The 21,317-nt window shown below is 50.6% G+C and carries 18 protein-coding genes; 5 read left to right on the plus strand and 13 right to left on the minus strand.

Features of this window, described 5'->3' with window-relative positions:
• Positions 1-54: 54 nt before the first annotated feature.
• On the minus strand, positions 55-402 hold the full coding sequence (locus RTV33_RS04510) for a hypothetical protein (protein WP_312642000.1): 348 nt from the start codon (positions 400-402) through the stop codon (positions 55-57).
• A gap of 137 nt (positions 403-539) precedes the next feature.
• Positions 540-2,834 carry a hydratase gene (locus RTV33_RS04515; protein WP_312642002.1) on the minus strand — a complete coding sequence of 765 codons (2,295 nt, stop codon included), beginning with the start codon at positions 2,832-2,834 and terminating at the stop codon, positions 540-542.
• A 177-nt stretch (positions 2,835-3,011) separates the two neighbouring features.
• On the opposite strand from RTV33_RS04515, the gene RTV33_RS04520 reads away from it, so the two are divergent.
• On the plus strand, positions 3,012-3,896 hold the full coding sequence (locus tag RTV33_RS04520; protein WP_312642004.1) for an LCP family protein: 885 nt from the start codon (positions 3,012-3,014) through the stop codon (positions 3,894-3,896).
• Positions 3,897-4,029: 133 nt separating this feature from the next.
• Here the strand turns inward: RTV33_RS04520 and RTV33_RS04525 are convergent, their stop codons facing one another.
• The 8 genes from RTV33_RS04525 to glmU form a co-directional block, all read right to left on the minus strand.
• Positions 4,030-4,539, minus strand: coding sequence for a hypothetical protein (locus RTV33_RS04525; protein ID WP_312642006.1), 510 nt, complete (start codon positions 4,537-4,539; stop codon positions 4,030-4,032).
• 108 nt (positions 4,540-4,647) lie between these two features.
• The gene (locus RTV33_RS04530; protein ID WP_312642008.1) at positions 4,648-5,040 is read right to left on the minus strand and encodes a hypothetical protein; all 393 of its coding nucleotides are present in this window, start codon (positions 5,038-5,040) and stop codon (positions 4,648-4,650) included.
• A gap of 27 nt (positions 5,041-5,067) precedes the next feature.
• On the minus strand, positions 5,068-6,111 hold the full coding sequence (locus RTV33_RS04535; RefSeq protein ID WP_312642010.1) for a hypothetical protein: 1,044 nt from the start codon (positions 6,109-6,111) through the stop codon (positions 5,068-5,070).
• Between the two features lie 535 nt (positions 6,112-6,646).
• Positions 6,647-7,168: an N-acetyltransferase gene (locus RTV33_RS04540; protein WP_312642012.1), complete on the minus strand. Its 522-nt coding sequence runs from the start codon at positions 7,166-7,168 to the stop codon at positions 6,647-6,649.
• 125 nt (positions 7,169-7,293) lie between these two features.
• Positions 7,294-10,752 carry a transcription-repair coupling factor gene (gene mfd / locus RTV33_RS04545; RefSeq protein WP_312642014.1) on the minus strand — a complete coding sequence of 1,153 codons (3,459 nt, stop codon included), beginning with the start codon at positions 10,750-10,752 and terminating at the stop codon, positions 7,294-7,296.
• 7 nt (positions 10,753-10,759) lie between these two features.
• Positions 10,760-11,395, minus strand: coding sequence for an aminoacyl-tRNA hydrolase (gene pth / locus RTV33_RS04550; protein WP_312642016.1), 636 nt, complete (start codon positions 11,393-11,395; stop codon positions 10,760-10,762).
• An 85-nt stretch (positions 11,396-11,480) separates the two neighbouring features.
• Positions 11,481-12,440, minus strand: a complete 960-nt coding sequence (locus RTV33_RS04555) for a ribose-phosphate pyrophosphokinase (protein WP_312642018.1) — start codon at positions 12,438-12,440, stop codon at positions 11,481-11,483.
• Between the two features lie 57 nt (positions 12,441-12,497).
• Positions 12,498-13,862: a bifunctional UDP-N-acetylglucosamine diphosphorylase/glucosamine-1-phosphate N-acetyltransferase GlmU gene (gene glmU, locus RTV33_RS04560; RefSeq protein ID WP_312642020.1), complete on the minus strand. Its 1,365-nt coding sequence runs from the start codon at positions 13,860-13,862 to the stop codon at positions 12,498-12,500.
• 336 nt (positions 13,863-14,198) lie between these two features.
• Here glmU and ppdK point away from each other — a divergent pair, with 336 nt between their 5' ends.
• The 3 genes from ppdK (at position 14,199) to RTV33_RS04575 (ending at position 18,462) form a co-directional block, all read left to right on the plus strand.
• Positions 14,199-16,829 carry a pyruvate, phosphate dikinase gene (gene ppdK / locus RTV33_RS04565; RefSeq protein WP_312642022.1) on the plus strand — a complete coding sequence of 877 codons (2,631 nt, stop codon included), beginning with the start codon at positions 14,199-14,201 and terminating at the stop codon, positions 16,827-16,829.
• A gap of 162 nt (positions 16,830-16,991) precedes the next feature.
• Entirely contained in the window at positions 16,992-17,336 is a 345-nt protein-coding gene (locus tag RTV33_RS04570; protein WP_312642024.1) for a Smr/MutS family protein, read from the plus strand.
• A 16-nt stretch (positions 17,337-17,352) separates the two neighbouring features.
• A complete protein-coding gene (locus RTV33_RS04575; RefSeq protein WP_312642025.1) occupies positions 17,353-18,462 on the plus strand; it encodes a DUF3810 domain-containing protein in 1,110 nt (369 codons plus the stop codon).
• A 66-nt stretch (positions 18,463-18,528) separates the two neighbouring features.
• Here the strand turns inward: RTV33_RS04575 and RTV33_RS04580 are convergent, their stop codons facing one another.
• The 3 genes from RTV33_RS04580 to RTV33_RS04590 are packed head-to-tail and all read right to left on the minus strand — an operon-like array spanning position 18,529 to position 20,625.
• On the minus strand, positions 18,529-18,963 hold the full coding sequence (locus RTV33_RS04580) for an Rrf2 family transcriptional regulator (RefSeq protein ID WP_312642027.1): 435 nt from the start codon (positions 18,961-18,963) through the stop codon (positions 18,529-18,531).
• A 34-nt stretch (positions 18,964-18,997) separates the two neighbouring features.
• Positions 18,998-19,735: a deoxyribose-phosphate aldolase gene (gene deoC / locus RTV33_RS04585; protein ID WP_312642029.1), complete on the minus strand. Its 738-nt coding sequence runs from the start codon at positions 19,733-19,735 to the stop codon at positions 18,998-19,000.
• A 26-nt stretch (positions 19,736-19,761) separates the two neighbouring features.
• Positions 19,762-20,625 carry a MurR/RpiR family transcriptional regulator gene (locus RTV33_RS04590; protein WP_312642031.1) on the minus strand — a complete coding sequence of 288 codons (864 nt, stop codon included), beginning with the start codon at positions 20,623-20,625 and terminating at the stop codon, positions 19,762-19,764.
• A gap of 170 nt (positions 20,626-20,795) precedes the next feature.
• Between RTV33_RS04590 and RTV33_RS04595 the strand changes: the two genes are divergently transcribed.
• The coding region (locus RTV33_RS04595) for an alpha-hydroxy-acid oxidizing protein (protein WP_312642033.1) at positions 20,796-21,317 on the plus strand (522 nt) is incomplete at its 3' end.

Here is a 21,317-nt window from a genome sequence, read left to right on the forward strand (position 1 = left end):
ATTAAGCCCTTATAGGGCTCGTGCAAGCCACCCCTTTTAGGGGTGGTCTTGACTTTAAAAGGGCTGGCAAACAACGTCCCATAAATGCTCCGGCACGGGAAAACTACGCAGCTGCCGGAACGAAATAATGCTGACTTCGCCGTCACATGTGTTGATACATACCGTCATGCGATTAACCGCAATGATCACCTGCCGCCCGATGTGAGGATGTATGTCAAAATCGAGTATGAATTTAGAGCCTTCGCTGGGGGAGTGCCGCATGTTTACAAGCTTCATGCAGTCAATCACAACAACGGGTTTTACCGTTAAAAAATCCTTGTAAAACCGGCAAACTTCTTCCCTGGCGCGCGGCAGAAAAATTGCGCATAGTGTATCTTCGCAAATCTTATTTGGTGTTCGCATCTGTTTTCACCTCGTACTATTCTATGCAAAGTACACTCGGCAGGTCAGAGGTAAAAGCAGCATGCAACGAAAAAGAACGATGAGTTTTAGGCTCATCGTTCTTTGAAAAGGATAATTTGTCGTCAGACGCAACCTCGCTAACCGCGGTAGTAGTTGATCAGGCAGCCGGAAAGAATAATTTTGCGCTCGTCATCGGTAAGCTGACCGAGGGTAAGATGAAACATTGCAAGCTTGCCGCCGCTTGCGGCATAAGCGGTAATGTTCTCAGCTTCTTCTTCCACCGCTTTGCGGATGCCGGGAATAAAGATATAATCGAGGTTTTTAAACGGCAGGGTGCCTTGCTCAATTAAGAATGGCAGCATGCCCCAGTTGATTAGGTTGCTGCGGTAACGCTTGGTGGCGTACTCGTTGGCAATGTTTGCCCAGCCGCCCAGCACCTTTTGGCAGCTTGCCGCTTGCTCACGTGCACTGCCGTCACCCGGCTTCACCGCGAAGATTACACTGCCGATGCCGGTGTTCATGGTATCGATGGGTTTGATTTCGGTAAATGCTTTCACCGCCTGTGCAAGCTCGGGGAATGCAGCGACAGGGTCGCCCCCTGCAAGGCGCGCAGCCTCTGCTTTTTGCACCTCTTTGGCTCTGCCCACATAGGCGGGGTCTTTGCGCGAAAGTGCAAACTCTGCCAGCTTAAGCGGGTTAGAGCGGTAGCTCGAAGTCTCACCCGACGGAATCAGCTCGTCGGTGGTGGTGACAGGGTCGTGAATCTCCGATACCACCTTCAAAATTAAATCATCGGTGAGCGGGGACATCTGAGGCCAGTCTGCAATATTGGGGCCAAATTTCAAATCCAGCAGGTCGTTTCCTTTTCCGTAGCTGTCGTGCACACGGTTCTGGTATACGGTACGGTTAAAGTGGTAAACAGGCTTGCGGAAGGTTACATCAAGGTCAGTAGCGGGGGTGAGGTAGCCGCCGTTCACCGCGGTAGCCGCAATTGAGCGGGCGTCCATCAGTGCAACCGACGCAATCTGATTGTTGCCGGGCTTGCTGCCCTCGCGGCTGGGGAAGTTACGGGTGGTATGGCGGATGCTGAGCGCGCCGTTTGCCGGAACGTCGCCCGCACCAAAACAGGGGCCGCAGAACGCTGTTTTGACGGTGATGCCCGCCTCCATAAATGTTGCGATACTGCCGTTGCGAACCAGCTCCAGATAAATTGGTTGGCTGCCGGGGTAAACGCTCATTGCAAACTCGTCGCTACCGATCGAGTGCCCGCCAATAATATCCGCAGCGTCAATCAGGTTGTCGTAAGTACCGCCCGCGCAGCCTGCAATAATACCTTGGTCAACCTTCAGTTTGCCGTTTACAATCTTATCGGTCAGCTTAAACTGCACGTTGGGTGAATCCAGCTGTTCGGTACCCATACGCTCTACCTCGCGCAGAATGTCGCCGAGGTTTGCGTTCAGTTCCTCAATGGTGTAGGTGTTGCTTGGGTGGAACGGCATGGCAATCATCGGCTTCACCGCCGAAAGATCAACCGTAATCAGCCCGTCGTAGTACGCCACAGCATGGGGTTTAAGCTCTTGGTATTCAGACGGTCTGCCGTGCACGGCAAAGTATTCGCGCACCTTTTCATCGGTCGCCCAAATGGAAGAAAGGCAGGTGGTCTCGGTGGTCATAACATCAATACCATTGCGGTACTCTACATTCAGGTTCTGTATGCCGTCACCAACAAACTCCATCACCTTATTTTTTACATAACCGTTTTTAAATACTGCCCCAATAATGGCAAGCGCTACATCCTGCGGGCCAACGCGCGGGTCGGGCTTGCCGGTTAAGTAAACTGCCACTACCTCGGGGCAGTTGATGTCATAGGTTTTGCCCAGCAGCTGTTTTACCAGCTCGGGGCCGCCTTCGCCGATTGCCATAGTGCCCAGTGCACCGTAGCGGGTGTGGCTGTCGCTGCCCAAAATCATTTTGCCGCAGCCGCTCATCATTTCGCGCATATACGAATGGATGACCGCCTGATGCGCGGGTACATAGATGCCGCCGTATTTTTTTGCGGCAGAAAGCCCGAACATGTGGTCATCCTCATTGATGGTACCGCCAACGGCACAAAGGCTGTTGTGGCAGTTGGTAAGCACGTAGGGGATGGGGAACTTCTCAAGCCCCGATGCGCGTGCCGTCTGTACAATGCCCACATAAGTGATGTCATGGCTGGTCATTGCGTCAAATTTTATCTTTAGTTTATCCATATTATCGGCAGTGTTATGCTGCTGCATAATGCGGTATGCCATGGTGCCTTTTCGGGCTGCATCCTTTGCTGATGCGTCGCCTGCTGTTCTGTCAAACGGTATGGCAATGCCCTTTGCGTCATCTTCAGGTATTATTTTATGCCCGTCTATCAAATAAACTCCGGTTTTACTTAAAGTTACCATAGGTGTTCCTCCGTCTTTCATTCTCTCTTTAGTTCATATTATCATAAATAAGGCAATCATGCAATTCCATCATGCAAATCCTGCAAAGCAACATTTACCTGTAAAAACACAAACCGGCTGTATTTTTCGTCCTCTCATTGTCCATGCTATAGTTTGTATGTGGGAGGTGATGGGCAGGTGAAGGACCGCAGCTTCGAAAGAACCAAATATTTTGTGGTAACGTTTGCCGTGGCTTTTCTGGTACTGATGATGCTGGCAGTGGTGGCAGTGATGACATTGCAAACGAAAGGTCCTACACAGCAAAACACATCACAGGCCGATTTAGATGACTACTATCTGCCAAAGGCAGAGGATAACCTCACTGTACTGCTGATTGGCAGAGACAGCGAGGCAGTGCCGCCAAACTACTTTTATCTCATAAGGCTGGACGTAGAGAGCGGAGAGTTGCCGGTAGCCACGCTGCCTGCACAGACGGTAGTGCATTACAATGGTAAAAGCGCCACGCTTGCCGAGCTGTATACCACTAGCGGTGCAAAAGCGGTAAAGCAGGGGCTGGGCGAAATGATGGGCATTACGGTAGACCGCTATGTGTCGTTCACCGCCGAAAATCTCATCCGCGCGGTGGATATGATTGGCTTTGTGGAATACGAGCTACCCGAGGCGCTGGTGTATAAAAATGACAATATTTCCATCAGCCTTGCAAAAGGGCGGCAAATGGTAGATGGACAAAAGCTTTATGATATCCTGCGGTTTCCCAATTATGGAGACCAACATAAGCGCGGCTCGGCATCGAGCGATTTGCTGGCACATTACATTGACGACCGCCTTGAAACGGTGCTTTCGCCGCAGGCAGATGAACTGTTTCGCAAAGTAATTAACCTTACCGATACCGATCTTTCCTTTGGAGATTACGATAGCCGTAAGGAGGCGCTCCGTTTTCTCGCCAAGCTTTCGGGTAAAAAGGCGCTTACAGTACTGGTGCGCGGCACCTTTAATGCATCGGGCGACAGTTTTACGTTTACGCAAAGCACCAAAGAGCTGATGCAGAAACTATACAGCTAAAAAAGAGCCACTTCGCATTGTGTGCTTCGCATAAAAAGCTTTAAAAGGCTGGTATCGATCAAATCGATACCAGCCTTTGCTTTATGCTCATAACATACTTTTGTTTGAATACCAATGCAGGGCAAACCGTATCTTACACGTTTACATCAAGCACAGCGCCACCTGCCGGTACCGAAGCATCCCTTAACCATTCAAGGCATGCAGCCTCATCTGCCATGCTGATTTGCAGCTTGTCTTGGCACTCATCCTCTTTAGAAAGCCGTTTATACTCATGAGGGTTGCTTTTGGGGAAGCGCATCATAACTGACCTAGCATAAAGCCCTGCATCATGTTTCATCAAATACCGATGGTCTGCCGGTGGAACTTTGTCACCCCCTGCAAGCCGCCTTGAAATCTCTAAGCATGTCAGCAGAATTTTCAGTTTTTCTTTTTCTGCTTTCATCTGCTCGCCGGAGGTTTCCACTTGCAGGCCCATTGCCGCCAGATACGCTTCTTTTTCGTTTTGCCGTTCTTCCATAGTTACTTCGGCTGGTTGCTGTTTTTTCACTGCTGGAAGAACAACCTCCCCTTTTGCTTTTTCATGCAGCTTGGCCATATTCTGGTCAACAACATAACGGTAAGAATTGCCGTGCTCAATACGCATTTGCTTTCCCCTCCTCATATTATATTAATAATCTGTATATTGCTACTATAGCAAATGAAATACACCAATTCAAGCACAACTTATGCCGTATTCGGTTATCGCTTGATATTATCCGCTGCGGGGTGTGTTGAAGTGACGATTCAGCACACCCCGCATAATAGACGCGCCCATGCAGAATAACGCATTCTGCATGGCGACAACCGAATACGATTGAAAAGATTTGGGGAAGTTTGAAACCCCTTTCCTAAAAAGGGGTTTCATTGAGATAGTCGCGCATGGGCGCGACACAGCTTTCGTAGCTTGAAAACCTTTTTCTTGGCACACTTCTTTTGTGGTTTGATAAAAGAAGTGGTACTCGCCACTGCAGTGGCGAAATGACGAACGTCCAAACATCTTTGTGCAAACAAAAACCGCGCGGCTCTGTGCCGCGCGGTTGTAACTGCGAAATGTATTTTTAAAATTGGCTTCGAGGGGTACGATATTGTGCAACCTCAGTGCCATGTTCGGCTTTCCGGCGGACGATGTCCGCTAGAATTTCAGCTTGTTGGGTGTGTAGAGCTTTTTCGCCTCGGGGTTGTAATCCACGGTGACAGCATCTACCCAGCCGAGGATGGTGTTGTTGTACTCTTCGCCCTTGAGTGTTTTCATCACAGTGGTGCGGTAGCTTTCTACATCCAATGGGTTCTCGGTGATGTCCAGCTTTTTCAGCACATAAACGGTGCTGCTTGTGGTAATAACGCGGATATCATCATTTTTCATCTCGCCGATCTGCTTTAAGAAATCTGCATCGTAGCCGGTGCTGTCTTTGGGAATAAAGCTGACATGAGAGCTTTCGGTGTGCTCATGCACAGAGCTTTCCTCTTCGCCCTTTGCAACAGCCTGCTCTTTTTCATAGGCGAGGATGACATCGCTGTAGTTTGCGCCCTCGGCGGTTGCTTTTGTGTAGACCTCGTTGGCTTTATCAATAACCGCTTTTTTACCTGCTTCATCCTTCTCTTTGCCCTCGTTGTCGAGCAGGCTCATCGAGACGTACAGGGTTTTGTAATAACCGTCCTGAAACGCTTTGAGAATATCGGCGTCGGGGATAGGGGTTTTGCCTTTTGCGCCGTACTGTGCCTCAAACAGCATGTTTTCGAGGTAAGCATTTTGAGAAACCGCCGCGTAGCTATCGTAGCTGATGCCGTTTTTCTCATACATAGCGCCCATAAACTGCCACTGGTAGCCAATCTGCTGGTCAATATACGCGCGCTCAATGTCGCTGATGACAATGCCCTGCTCAGCAGCCTGGTTCTCAATGGCAATGTGGCGTTTAAAGCTTTCATCGGTTTTGTTCTGAATCCACTGTGCAGCGGGAACACCGTCAATCTCCTGCTTCATCACGTCTTTATCCTGATCGGCAACCTTGCCGGTAGCCTGCGAATAGGCGTTGAGCATATAGGTGAGGTAGATGCCGGAGGGAACCTGTTTACCGTTATTGGTTGCAATCCATTTCACATTTTCAGATGCGCACGCGCTCAGCGAGAGCACCATCATTACAGCAAGCACAGCCGCTGTAAGTTTTTTCAGTTTCATTCAACTTCCTCCTGATATTTCATATAAGGGTAGATTGTTGGCATACCTTCAAATTATACACATTTTTGTCCTAAAAGTCTATAGACATATCTTGAACAATAAAACAAGGAAAATACAAAATTATCATTGCATTTTCCTTAATTTAGCAATATAATACTGTCAGAGGCACTTAAGTGCAAAGCAGGTACAGGATGCAGGAACATCCTGTACCCTGCATACGGAGCAGTACCTCCATACACAACGGCAAGCCGCACATTTGCATACCTATTATACGCCGAACAAGCACGCCTTGTAAAGCGCATAAATGCATTTTGCACTTGATTTTTAGTGTTGTATGGAACAAATCTCCATACAGCACTTTTTGTTGCCTCGCGGATGAGCGGTGGGGGGAGAACCCTGTTATTCCTCAAAAAGCAGTTGTTCCGTCGCCCCCCATCCTGTCTTATCCGTTGAGGGAAGCAAAACCCCGCCGTACTTTGCTGTACGGCGGGGTTTTTACATGCTCAATCTTTTTTGTGCAATAACTTAGAGCAAACTATGCTTCAAAAAACTCTTTCGCATACTCTACGCTGCCCTGTATATTGGCAAGCCCATCTTTTTTAAACTCCACTGCCATAAAATTATCATCAGGCACCTCAAACGGTGCTTTAATATGGAAAAAGCTCGCATTTTTGTAACCAAACTTGGGGTAATATTCGGCGTGCCCCAACACGATACAGCCATTGTACCCAAGGGCGCAGGCAATTTCATGCCCTTTTCGTATCAGCTGTCCGCCTATCCCTTTGCTTTGCACTGCGGGTAAAACAGCCACCGGAGCGAGTGCAAGCAAAATAGAGGTACCAATTTTAATTTTTGTAAACAGAATATAACCAACAATTTCTCTTTCATATTCCGCTACAAGCGACAGCTCGGCGATAAATGCAGAGCTCTTCCTCAACCTGTTTACTAAATTGTGCTCGTCGTGGTCGGTGTGCGGGGCATTTTCGAATGCCGCTTTTACCACGTGGTAAACTTCATCCATGTCAGAATCTTTTTCCTGCCTTATTTTAACATCCATACGAAACCTCCATAAAAAATATCGTCCCGAAACACCGGTTTACCGCTCTATCTATGCTCGAATAATAACAAATCACTCATGAGGCAACCGGCTTTTAGTGCCATTTTATCGAATGCTTCAGCTCACTATTCCTTGCTTAATGCATAAAGTGTGGTTCTGATAATGTCGATAGGCTTTTCGTTTTTCGACATTTTCACCGTGATAGAAGGCTTGGTGCCTGCATTGATGTTTACCTTGCTGCGCATCAAAGCCGCGAGGCTCGACATCTTTTTCAAATCAAGCTGGGTGGGGTAGAACACCATGCTCTCGTTCTTCTGCGAAATTTCGTAGATATGGTTGCGCGCCGCAATGTTGCGGATGAGTGCGACATCGATCAGCCCCTTAACGGCTTCCGGTGGGTCGCCGAAGCGGTCAATCAGTTCGTCGGTCACATCCATGCTGTCCTCTTCGGTTTGAATTGCGGCAATTTTCTTGTAAATATCGATGCGCTGTGTGAGGTTGTCGATGTAATTTTCGGGGATATGCGCGCCGATGCGGATATCGATGAGGCACTCGTCGCTGGAAACTTCGGGCGCTTCGCCGCGCTGCTCTACAACTGCCTGCGAAAGCAGTTTGAGGTACATATCATAACCCACCGCCTCCATATGCCCATGCTGGTTTGCGCCCAAAATGTTGCCCGCACCTCGAATTTCAAGGTCGCGCATGGCAATGCGAAAGCCCGAGCCGAAGGTAGTAAACTCCTTGATGGCGGAAAGCCGTTTGACGGCGATGTCGGTGAGCGCCTTGCCGCGCTTGAAGGTGAGGTAGGCATAGGCGCGGCGGTTGCTGCGCCCCACACGCCCGCGCAGCTGATAGAGCTGCGACAAACCAAAGCGGTCGGCATCCTCAATAATCAGCGTATTGCAGTTTGGTACATCCACGCCCGTTTCTATAATCGTGGTGCATACCAAAATATCAATATCATGGTCAATCAGCTGCTGCCACACGTCGCTGAGCTGTTCCTCGCTCATTTTGCCATGCGCGGTGACAATGCGTGCGTCGGGCACCAGCTGTGCCAGCTTATACGCGCAGCTGTCGATGGATTCCACGCGGTTGTGCAGGTAAAACGCCTGCCCGCCGCGCCGCAGCTCTTTCTTCAGTGCCTCGGCGACAATGCCGTAGTCGTGCTCAATCACATAGGTTTGCACGGGGTGCCGGTCTTGCGGCGATTCCTCAATGGTAGACATATCGCGTATGCCGCTCATTGCCATATTCAACGTGCGCGGAATGGGTGTTGCCGAAAGGGTCAGCACATCTACGTTGTTGCGCAGCTCTTTAAAGCGTTCCTTATGCGCTACACCAAAGCGCTGCTCCTCGTCGATGATACACAGGCCGAGGTCTTTAAACGTAACGTCCTTTTGCAGCAGGCGGTGTGTACCAATGACAATATCCACCTCGCCGCGCCGCAGCTTGCGGATGGTCTCCTCCTGCTGCTTGGGGGTACGAAAGCGCGAGAGCAGCTCGATGTTGATAGGGTAGCCCTGCATGCGGTCAACAAAGGTTTTGTAGTGCTGCCACGCAAGAATGGTGGTGGGCACCAGCACCGCGCATTGCTTTGCGTCCATGACGCATTTGAATGCACCGCGCAGTGCAACCTCGGTTTTGCCAAAACCCACGTCACCGCAAAGCAGGCGGTCCATTGGTATGGTGCTTTCCATATCGTGCTTGATCTCCTCAATGCAGCGCAGCTGATCGTCGGTTTCGTTGTAGGGGAAGCGCTCTTCAAATTCGCGCTGCCATTCGGTATCTTCTGAGAACGAGTAGCCCTTTACCGCCATGCGCTGTGCGTAAAGCGCAATCAGCTCTTTAGCCATATCGGCAACCGCCGCTTTAACGCGCTTGCGGGTGTTTTGCCACTCCACCGAGTTTAGCTTGTTCAGCCTAACGGTGCCGTCCTCTTTTGGTCCGATGTATTTCGAAACAAGATCGAGCTGCGTAACGGGTACGAATAGCGCGTCGGTACCCGCGTAGCGAATCTTGATGTAATCTTTGGTAACGCCGTGGATTTCGCGCTTGATAATGCCCTCGAACACGCCGATTCCGTGTGCCGTGTGCACCACAAGGTCGCCCACCGAAAGGTCGCTTAGGCTGCGGATGTGCTCGCCCGCCTTTTTTTTGCGCCGTTTGCGTGCTGAAAGTGGGCTTACCCCTGCCTTGGTGTGTGCAATCAGCGCAAAACGGCTATCGGGCAGCTCCAAGCCGCTCGACAAGCTGCCCTCTACAATGTAAACCGACGAGGGGCTGAATTCACTTACCTCTGTTACAATGGTGGGCAGAAGCTTGTGCTGGGTCAAATCATCCTTTAAAGCCGCGGCAGCCTTGGCAGTGCCCGCAAGCACCACACAGCAGTAGCCGCGGTCAAGGTAGCTGTCGAGGTCGTCATACAGCAGCGAAAGGTCACCGCTCCATGGCGAAAGCCCAATGCTGTTTACATTGATCAGGTCGCCCAAACGCAGGTCGGGTACGCTGCGCGCAAAGTTATCCAGCAGTACCGCCTCATTTTTCGCAAGCACCGAAAGCACGTCGGCGGGCTCTAAGGTGAAACGGTCGCAGCCTTTGAACAGCACGCCCTCCTCCAGCATCAGGCTGATGTCCTCATACAGCTGCCACATGCTGTTTTTGGCGGTTTCACGTGCGGTCACCAGCTCGCTTACAAACAGCATGGCATGGCGCATATAATCAAACAGCGTTGCGGGCGTGGGGTAGATGAGCGGCAGATATTTATCGAGGTTATTCAGCGAAAGCCCCGCATCCAGCCGCTCAATGTCGGCGGCGATCAGCTCTTTTGCCTTAACACCGGCCTTACCCCGTAAAGCGGTAGATTTTTCGTTAAGCAGCTTGATCAGCCAGTCGGCGCTTTTATAAAGCGCCTCGCGCGCAGGCGTAATAAACGCGCGGTGCATCGTATCGGTGCGGCGCTGGGTGTCGACGTCAAACGCCGAGATGGTATCGATCTCATCCCCCCAGAACTCGGCACGCAGGGGGAAGGGGCTGTCCGGCGGGAAGAAATCGAGTATGCCGCCGCGCTGTGCAAACTGGCAAATTCCATCCACCTGGTCGCGCCGCTCGTAGCCTGCATGCACCAAACGCTGCACCAAAACGGAAATATCATAGGTGCCGCCCGCCTCGAGCGTGAGGGTGTTCTCTTTGAGTACCGCCTCGGGCGGGATGTACTGCATCGCCGCTTCCATGCTTGCCACTACAACACGGCACTCACCGCGCATAATCTTACCCAGCGTGCTCAGGCGAGCGTGCTCATATTCACGGCTGCTGCCCTCAATATCACGAAACACCAGCTCCCGTGCGGGGAACAGCAGCGCCGCGTCCTCTGCGCGCAAAAATGCATTGACGTCCTCTACCATGCGGTTGCCCGCTGCTTCGTCGGGGGTAATCACCAGCACAGGCGAGGAATTTGATGCAGTCGCAACCAGAGCCGCCTTGTGAATGCCCGAAAGCCCGGTCATCTCCACAGGGGCTCTGCCGCTTTGCACATCGTCCATCATGCGGCGGTATTCAGTTGTTGAGGCAATAATTTGATGAATCATAATGCACCTATCGATTATAGTCGTTCATCGCGGTGTCTATGTGACCCCCGATGATTTTTGTTATCATGTCCAATGTATTGTCAAAAATAGGGTTGAGTGCCTCAAAATCCTTTTCGCTAAAACGGCTGAGCACCCAGTCGGCAAGGTCGTAGTCGGGGTGTGGCTTTTTTCCAACACCAATCTTGATGCGGGGAAAATCGTCTTTCCCCAGCAGATAGATGATATTTTTGATGCCGTTGTGCCCGCCGTCGCTGCCTTTGCGGCGAATGCGCACACCGCCAACATCCAGTGAAATATCGTCGAACAGTACAATAATATGCTCACTTGGCACCTTATGAAACTGTGCTGCGTCGCGCACCGCCTCACCCGAATTGTTCATAAAGGTGGACGGTTTGAGGAACAGCACACGGTGCCCTGCAACCATGGCTTCGCCGGTAAGGCTTTTGAACTTCAGCCGGTCAACCGAAAAACCCAGCTTGCGGGCAATGCGGTCAACCGCTAAAAAACCGGCGTTGTGGCGGGTGCTTTCGTACTTTGCACCGGGGTTTCCCAGCCCCACCACAATGTATTCTACCTGCCCAGTAGGCGCCCCCCCGGCAGAATGTTTTTTCAGTTTGTCCAGTTGTGCGAAAATATCAATCATAAGGGACCTCCTCTAACAGCAAACAATGGCGGGACAGCAGCGCTGCCCCACCCGTCTGGTAGCTGATATGTAGTTGTATGGGCGATTAAACAAAGAGGGGGGAGATAGGTTTGTCGGCGTAGATACGCTCGATTGCCTCGGCGAATACAGGGCCAACAGGCAGTACAATAATTTTATCACTTTTTTTCTCCTCCGGCAGGGGGATGGTGTCGAGAATTGCGATACGCTTGATACAGCTTTTTTCAATGCGCTCAATGGCAGGGCCCGAAAGCACGCCGTGCGTTGCACAGGCGTACACGCGCCGTGCGCCGCCCACCTGCATAACCGCTTCGGCACCGTTGCACAGGGTGCCCGCTGTATCAATCAAATCGTCCACGATGATGGCAATTTTGCCCTTGACATCGCCGATGATGTTCATGACTTCGCACACATTTGCTTTGGGGCGGCGCTTGTCGATAATAGCAAGCGGTGCTTCAAGCTTTTCGGCAAATTTGCGTGCACGTCCTACCGAGCCGAGGTCGGGTGAGACCACCACAATCTCGTCTTTTTTATCTTTGTATTTCTCTACATAATAGGGTGCCAGCAGCGGCACGCCCAGCAGATGATCCACCGGAATATTAAAGAAGCCTTGAATCTGCGGTGCATGAAGGTCCATGGTCAGCACACGGTCGGCGCCCGCGGCGGCAATCATATCCGCTACCAGCTTGGCGGTGATTGGATCACGCGATTTCGCCTTTCTGTCCTGCCTGGCGTAGCCGTAATAGGGGATGACCGCAGTAATGCGCCCTGCCGATGCACGTTTGAACGCATCAATCATGATCAGCAGCTCCATCAGGTTGTTGTTGACCGGCTGGCAGGTGGATTGAAGCACAAATACGTCCGAGCCGCGCACCGATTCATGAATCGAAACCGCAATTTCTCCATCCGAAAAGGTGCCGACATCACATCTGCCCAAAGGCAGCCCGAGCCCCTTTGCAATGGCTTCAGCTACGCGGGGGTTGGAATTGGCCGTGAAGATTTTAATATCCTTGCCGTGAAGATTCATGTTGGTGTTCTCCCTCTTTTTATTTGGCTTTTGGCTCATAACGCCAAAAACAAACGTCTATTCAATGCCCTTCCACTTCTCTTTATTCACCTGCCGTGCACGCGCGATGGAAAGTGCATGTTTGGGTACATTTTCGGTGATGGTGGAACCCGCGGCGACGTAGGCGCCCTCCTCCACCGTAACAGGTGCAACCAAATTGGTGTTGCACCCGATAAAAGCATTGTCCTCCACGGTGGTGCGGTGCTTGCGCTTACCATCGTAATTGCAGGTGATAATTCCGCCGCCCATATTGACATTCTGCCCCAAATCGGTGTCGCCGATGTAGGAGAGATGTGCGATGGAGGTTTTTTCACCGATGGTGGAGTTTTTCAGCTCGACGAAATCGCCGATCTTGGCATTGTCCTCAATTTTACAGTGGGGACGGACATAACTGAACGGACCGACGCGCACACCACTGCCCACCTCCGAGTCAAACAGCTGAGAGGCGTTGATAACGGTGTTGTCGCCGATCACGCAATTTTCAATCATAGTATTGGGGCCAATGGTACACCCCTTGCCGATGGTGACACTGCCGCGCAGAATGGTGTTTGGCAGAATGCGGGTATCAGCACCGATTTGGACACCATTTGCTATTATAACACCGTCTGTCAAGAGAAGTTCCACGCCGTCAGCCAGAGCGGTATCGATATTTTTCATCCGGGCAACCTCGTTGAGGCGTAAAAGCCCTGCACGGTCATTTGCGCCCAGAATGACATCGGGGTCTTCCGCCTTGTAGCCGCCGATGGGCAGCCCTTTTTTGGAGGCATACGAAACGGAATCGGTGAGGTAATATTCACCCTGCTTGTTGTTGGTGGTAAAACTCTCCATCGCCTGCATCAAAAAATCGATATTAAACCAATAGCCGCCCGAGTTTACCTCACGAATCGGTGCCGTGGCGCTGTCGGTGTCGGTTTGTTCCACGATGCCACTCACGTGGCCGTTCATTGCGTCACGTACAATACGCCCATAGCCAAACGGGTTTTGCAGCTCGGCCGTGATAACCGTCATTGCATAGCCGCCGCTTTTGTGGTGCTGATACGAGCGTGAAATTACCTCTGCGCTCATAAACGGTGCGTCGCCGCACAGCACAATGCAGTCCTCGCCCTTATGGCGTGCTAAAAACTCCTTCGCCTGCATGACTGCGTGGCCTGTACCGCGCCGCTCGTACTGAATGGCAATCTCAGCGGAGGGAACGGCCTTTTGCACCTCGTCCGATTGATCCGAACAAACCAGGCACAGCTCACCGATTCCCGCTTCGTTTAATGCATCTGCAATCCAGTTCACCATAGGCTGAAACAAAACTTCGCACAGCACCTTTGGCTTTTGAGATTTCATTCGTTTTCCGTCACCTGCGCACAATACCACCGCGCATACCTTTTGCAAATATATCACACACCTTGTTAATTTTTAATTTCGAGCTGATTATTTTTGGAAGAAACAGTCAATTTATTCTATGTGCTTCCACCCTTATTATTGCAATTTTTATTAGTATTTTCAAGTGTCTGCGGGTTAAATCACAGAATATTGTTAAAATAAATGAAAATACAAAAATTTTTGAAGTTTCTGTGGAAAATGCCTATAAGATTTGCTATAATTAGAATACACCTATTTATAAGTAGGTGTATGTCATTGTGCGGAAAAAGATTTTAACCCATTTTTTGTTATGGGTTTGAAATTTTTCATATAAATAGTTAAATAAAATTCAGGAGGTAGATTACAATGGGAAAAAAATTCGTATACCTATTCTCCGAGGGCGACGGCTCCATGAGAGAGCTCCTCGGCGGTAAAGGCGCAAACCTTGCAGAGATGACAAAGCTTGGCATGCCGGTTCCACAGGGCTTCATAGTAACCACAGAGGCTTGCACACAGTATTACGCTGACGGCGAGAAGATCAACGATGAGATCCAAGCTGAGATTTACAAAAGCATGGAGGCACTCGAGAAAATCGCAGGCAAAAAATTCGGCGATATGGAGGACCCCCTGCTTGTTTCCGTTCGTTCCGGCTCCAGAGCTTCTATGCCCGGTATGATGGACACCATCTTGAACCTTGGTCTTAACGACGAGGTTGTTGAGGTTATGGCGAAGAAAACCAATAACCCTCGTTTTGCTTACGATTCCTACCGTCGTTTTATCCAGATGTATTCTGACGTTGTTATGGAAGTCGGCAAAAAATACTTCGAAGAGCTCATCGACGAGATGAAAGAGAAAAAAGGCGTGACTCTGGATACCGACCTGACCGCTGAGGACCTGAAAGAGCTTGCAAACCAGTTCAAAGCTGAGTTTAAAGCGAAAAAAGGTTTTGACTTCCCGTCTGACCCCAAAGAGCAGCTGATGGGTGCTATCATGGCTGTTTTCCGTTCTTGGGACAACCCCCGTGCAATCTACTACAGAAGAATGAACGATATCCCTTCCTCTTGGGGTACCGCTGTTAACATTCAGATGATGGTATTCGGTAACACAGGCGATGACTCCGGTACCGGTGTTGCGTTTACCCGTAACCCTGCAACCGGCGAGAATAAACTGTTTGGTGAATTTTTGCTGAACGCACAGGGCGAGGACGTTGTTGCAGGTGTTCGTACACCCGAAACCATTGATCACCTGAAGGATGTTATGCCTGAGGCATACGAGCAGTTTGTTGAGATTTGCGGCAGACTGGAAAACCACTACAGAGATATGCAGGACATGGAGTTCACCATCGAAAACAGAAAACTCTATATGCTGCAAACCAGAAACGGTAAACGTACCGCTGCTGCTGCTTTGAAGATCGCTTGCGACCTTGTTGACGAGAAAAAGATTTCCGAAAAAGAAGCAGTTATGATGATTGACCCGAAACAGCTCGACGCTCTGCTGCATCCTCAGTTCGATGCAAAAGCACTGAAGGCTGCGAAACCCATCGGTTCCGCTCTTCCTGCTTCTCCGGGCGCTGCTTGCGGTCGCGTTGTATTCACCGCTGCTGACGCTGTTGAGTGGCACGAAAAAGGTGAGAAGGTTATTCTTACTCGTCTCGAGACCTCTCCTGAGGACATTGCCGGTATGCACGTTGCACAGGGTATTTTGACCGTTCGCGGCGGTATGACCTCTCACGCTGCTGTTGTTGCTCGTGGTATGGGTACCTGCTGTGTATCTGGCTGCGGCGAGATCAAAATGAACGAAGAGACGAAAAGCTTTACTCTCGACGGCAAAACCTACAACGAGGGCGACTACATTTCTCTCGACGGTTCTACCGGTAACATCTATGGTGAAGCTATCCCCACTGTTGAAGCTACAATTTCCGGTGACTTTGAGCGCCTGATGGGCTGGGCTGACCAGTACAGAACCCTTGATGTCCGCACCAACGCAGACACACCGGCAGACGCTATGCAGGCAATCAAGTTTGGCGCACAGGGCATTGGTCTGACAAGAACCGAGCACATGTTCTTTGACAGCGACAGAATTCCTGCCATGAGAGAGATGATCGTCTCTAAAAACGAGACACAGAGAAGAACCGCTTTGGCAAAACTTCTGCCGATGCAGAGAGGCGACTTCGAGGGCATCTACGAGGCAATGCAGGGCATGCCTGTAACCATCCGTTTCCTCGATCCTCCGCTGCATGAGTTCCTGCCCACCGCTGAGGCAGATATCGTTGCACTGGCAAAAGAGATGGGTCTTGAGGTTGCTGATCTCAAAGCTACCATTTCTTCTCTGCACGAGTTTAACCCGATGATGGGCCACCGCGGCTGCCGTCTGGCTGTTTCCTATCCGGAAATTGCTGAGATGCAGACACAGGCTGTTATCGAGGCTGCAATCAACGTTCAGAAAAAACATCCCGAGTGGAAAATTGTTCCCGAGATCATGATTCCGCTGGTTGGCGAAATCAAAGAGCTCGCTTATGTAAAAGAAGTTGTAGTGAAAACAGCCGATGCTGTAATTGCAGCTGCCGGTTCTGATATCCACTACAAAGTTGGTACCATGATCGAGATCCCACGTGCTTGCATCACCGCAGACGAGATCGCGAAAGAGGCTGACTTCTTCTCCTTCGGCACCAACGACCTCACCCAGATGACCTTCGGCTTTAGCCGTGACGATGCCGGCGCATTCCTCGGCTCTTACTACGACAAGAAGATCTACGAGCAGGATCCGTTCGCTCGTCTGGATCAAAAAGGCGTAGGCAAGCTGGTTGAGACGGCTGTGAAACTTGGCAGACAGGCCCGCCCCGACATTAAACTGGGCATTTGCGGCGAGCACGGCGGCGATCCTTCGTCCGTTGAGTTCTGCCACAGAACAGGTCTCTCCTATGTTTCCTGCTCACCGTTCCGCGTTCCTATCGCTCGTTTGGCTGCTGCTCAGGCTGCAATCAAAGACGAGAAATAAGCCGGTAACACCGACGTATTTCTAAGACGTAGTCTTAAACGTGATAAAAGACCATCCTCCGCAGGGGGATGGTCTTTTTTATACACCTTTTCACTTTTGGGTCAACATTTTGGGCCTTTCTATGCTATAATAAAAGCTAGGAAGCAGAAAGGTGGAATTGCAATGGCGGGATGTCAAGTCATTAACATAGAAAGCGGTATGCCTACCGTGGATGTGGCACGAACAAGGCTGAGCCAGGGGCTGCGCAGTGCAAAGGCAGCGGGGTACACTGTGGCAAAGGTGATTCACGGTTACGGCTCCAGCGGCAAGGGCGGCGCAATCAAAACCGATGTACAGCGTACCTTGCAGCAAAAGCGTGCGTCCGGGCAGATTAAGGCATTTGTGCGGGGCGAGGATTTTTCACCGTTTGACGCATCTGCTCGCCTAATTGTGGAACGCTGCCCACAGATGGCGCGTGACATTGACTACAACCGCCAGAACCACGGTGTAACAATCGTACTGCTATAGTGCTAGGGGGGACCGTATGAACAATTTGCTCAAACAAAGACGCGTCTGGTTACTGTTGCTGCTGCCAATTTCGGTTTTGATTACGCTGCTGGCGAAAGGCGTCCCCGCTGTTGCGGAACAGGTATTCGCACGGGGCATCTACCGGTGGATGTCTCAGGCGATGTCGGCGGTGACAGGTTTGTTGCCGTTTTCACTGCTGGAATTTGGAATTATTGCACTTATTCTTATACTAATTGTATTTTTGTGCAAATTAATACATAAGCTTGCTAAAAATAAGGAGCAACGTGAGGAGATTACAAAGCGTGCAGCGCTCAACTTGTTTTGCGTTGTCAGCGTAGTTTATTTTATTTTTACCGTACTTTGCGGGGTAAACTACTATCGCTACCCATTTAGCCACTACAGTGGGCTGGCGATTCAGCCGTCGTCTGTGGAAGAGCTGTATGCCTTGTGCACCGAGCTTGCACAGCAGGCGAACACGCTGCGCACACAAATATCGCAGGAGGATGCGAACGGGGTTACCAGGGTGTTTGGCGAGGGGTACCGCCCTGTTGCCGAGCAGGCGCGGCAAGCAATGAAAGCGTTGGCAGAGGAATATGATGTATTAAAGGGCTATTACCCCCGCCCCAAACAGGTGCTTTTCTCCACGTTTATGTCGCGCACCGAGATAACAGGCATTTACAGCCCGTTTACGATGGAGGCGAATGTGAATGTGGCGGCAACGGAGTATACCATACCCGCCACGATGTGCCACGAGCTTTCCCATTTGCGCGGCTTTATGCGGGAGGACGAGGCAAACTTTATCGCATATCTTGGGTGCCTTGCCTCCGATGATATTCGGTTTCAGTACAGCGGCACCATGTTGGCGCTGGTGTATGCGGGTAATCAGCTTTTTCGTCAGGACTTGCAGCTTTACCAGCAGCTGCAAGCTACCTACAACGATGGCGTTACGCGCGATCTGGATGCCGATTACTACTACTGGCTGCAGTTTGAAGATACCATCATCAGCGCTGTTTCAAACACGGTGAACGATACGTACCTTAAAGCCAACAGTCAGACAGATGGGGTTAAAAGCTATGGACGCATGGTCGACCTGCTGCTGGCATTGCGCCGCAGCAAAAATGCTTAAGCCACGGAAAAGCCAAAAAGGCCACGAATACCTCATTGGTGTTCGTGGCCTTTTCTTGATACAAAGCTATTTATTTTCCGGGTTTTTCCGGTGATAGCTGGCTGTAAGATCTGCCAGTGAGCGGTTATCCACTACGCTCTCTACGGCCAACTTGATGTCGCGCCATAGATCGATGGTGATGCAGCTATCGGCACGGGCGCAGATACTCTGCCCTGAGCATTCTGCACAGTCAACGGGAGAGAGATTTCCCTCCACCACACGCAGAATATCGCCAACCGAAATATCTTCCGGCTTACGCGCCAGCACGTAGCCGCCTCGTGCGCCGCGCGTGCCGCGCACCAGCTCCGCCTTCGAAAGCTTTATAATGATCTGCTCCAGATATTTTTCACTGATTTCCTGCCGTGCCGCCACGTCTTTTAAAGCAACGGGCTTTTCACCGCTGTTCAGCGCAATATCTAGCATCAACCGCAACCCATATCGTCCCTTTGTCGACATCTTCATAAGAAAAAACCCCTACTATCTGTTCTACGCAGTATTATTGAGCTCCTGCGATTTCCAGTATAGCATTATCATCGAGTTCTTTCAAGCTGCCGTCTTTTTCCCTTTGGTATGCATCCTCCATAATTGTTTTGGTTGCGGTACAGCCAAAACGGGAGCCACCGCATTTTCTTACCACCAAAGCTGCATCCAGTGTACGGACACCGCCGGCTGCTTTAATGCGTACACTGGGGCGTGTTGCGGCACGCATAATTTTTAGGTTGGTGGGGGTTGCACCGCCGGGTGCGTAGCCGGTGGAGGTTTTTACATAATCACAGCCCGCTTTGTCGGCAAGCTTGGATGCAATCTCCACCTGCTCTGCGGTGAGATATGCAGTTTCGAGAATCACCTTTACCTCAACACCCTCGTGCTTGTGAGCTGCGTCGCACACTGCACGAATGTCCTCTTCGACGAAATCGTACTCACCCGAGAGAAAGCGCCCAATGTTCATTACCATATCCAGTTCCACGGCGCCGTCTTTGATGGCCTCCTCGGTTTCAAAAACCTTGACGCTGGTTTTGTTGGAGCCATGCGGAAAGCCAATGACGGTGGTGGTGAGCACGTTGCTGCCCTCCAGTGCCTTTTTTGCCAGAGCAACATCGGCGGGGCGCACGCAGACGCTTACACAGTCGTATTCACGGGCAATCTGGCAGCCCTCCAGAATTTGTTGGGTGGTAAAGCTGGGGTTGAGCAGGGAATGGTCAATCATACCTGCGATGTCTTTTGCTGTTAACATAATTGGTACCTCCATATATAGTATATTTAATAAACCTTTTGACTGACTTGGGTATTCAGTTTATCCAAGCGCTTGGTAAACAGGTCGTAATCGCTTAACAGTACACCCATGTACAGCATATCTACCAGGGCGAGCTGCGAGATGCGAGACACCGTGGTTTCACTGTAAAATGTGGTTTCAAAATCACCGGTAAGCAGTGAGAAGTCGGCGACCTTTGTAATTACCGAAGATTTAAAATTGGTAATCGCCATGGTTTGTGCACCCGATTGCCCCGCAATGCGCAGCGCGTCTACCGTATCAATCGTGCTGCCGGAATGCGATATGCCGATGGCGAGGTCTCCCGCCTCCAGATGGCAGGCGCAAATCTGCTGTAGGTGACTGTCTGCGAGGGCGCGGCAGCGGATGCCAAGGCGGAGGAAACGGTTCATCATATCGTTTGCAACACTGCCCGAATTGCCTACGCCGTAAATATCAATGCTCTTGGCGCCGAGTATAGTGGTTACGGCGCGCTTGTAGCTGTTAAGGTCGATAATTTTAAGCGTATCTTCCAAAGCTTTTGTGGTCATCGCAATCATCTTGGAGGGCAGGTCCTCCAGCTTATCGTCCTTGCTAATGTGCAGGTCGACCAACAGCTCATCGTCAATTGCCTCCCGCCCAGACTCTACCGCAAGCGCTAGCTTAAAATCACGATAACCCGTAAATCCAATGCTTTTGACAAAACGCATCACCGAGGGCTCGCTTACCCCCGCCCCCGCAGCAAGCTGAGAAAGCGACAGCGATGTAATGGCTCCGCTGTTCTTCAACACAAAATCTGCCACCTTTTTTTCAGAGGAGCGCAAGGTGTTGTATTCACTTTTTACGCGGGCAATACAGGAATTGGTTTGGTTCATAGTGGGCACCCTCCTTGCAGCTTTAGTATAATGTATAAAAACTACAAAGTCAATAGGGCTAATGTAGCTTTTGTACAAATGCAGAAACATTGATTTTTTGTTAGGCTGGAAAAAACACAGCCAAAGCGTTATAATTAAATTATGAATTTAAATGTATCAGGAGGATCGCCATGACCTATCAGAAAATACTGGAAAATGCCCGCAAAAATATGGGCGGCTTTTGCAATGCCTGCAAAGAGTGCAACGGCATTGTTTGTAAGACAAAAATCCCCGGCCCGGGTGCAAAAGGTACGGGTGAGGTGTTCCAGCGCAACTACACCAAGCTGCAGGAGATTAAGATTAACCTTGACACTATTTTCGAGGACGAGCCGGTAGATACCTCGGTGGAGTTGTTCGGCAAAACGTTTCGCTACCCTGTGTTCGCTGCACCCATTGGCGCGATGAAGCTGCACTACGGCGAACTGCACGATGATGTAACCTATAACATAGAGCTGGTTGCAGGCTGTAAGGATGCCGGCATTGCGGCATTTACCGGTGATGGTATCAACCCTCAGGTATACGGCGGTGCTCTCGAATCCATCAAAGCGGCGGGTGGCATTGGTGTGCCCACCATTAAGCCGTGGGATGTAGAGCTGGTAAAGGAGAAGATTAGGCAGGCGGAGCAAGCGGGTGCTATCGCCATTGCTACCGAT

It is taken from the genome of Hydrogenoanaerobacterium sp., assembly GCF_032017025.1.
Taxonomy (GTDB): domain Bacteria; phylum Bacillota; class Clostridia; order Oscillospirales; family Ruminococcaceae; genus Hydrogenoanaerobacterium.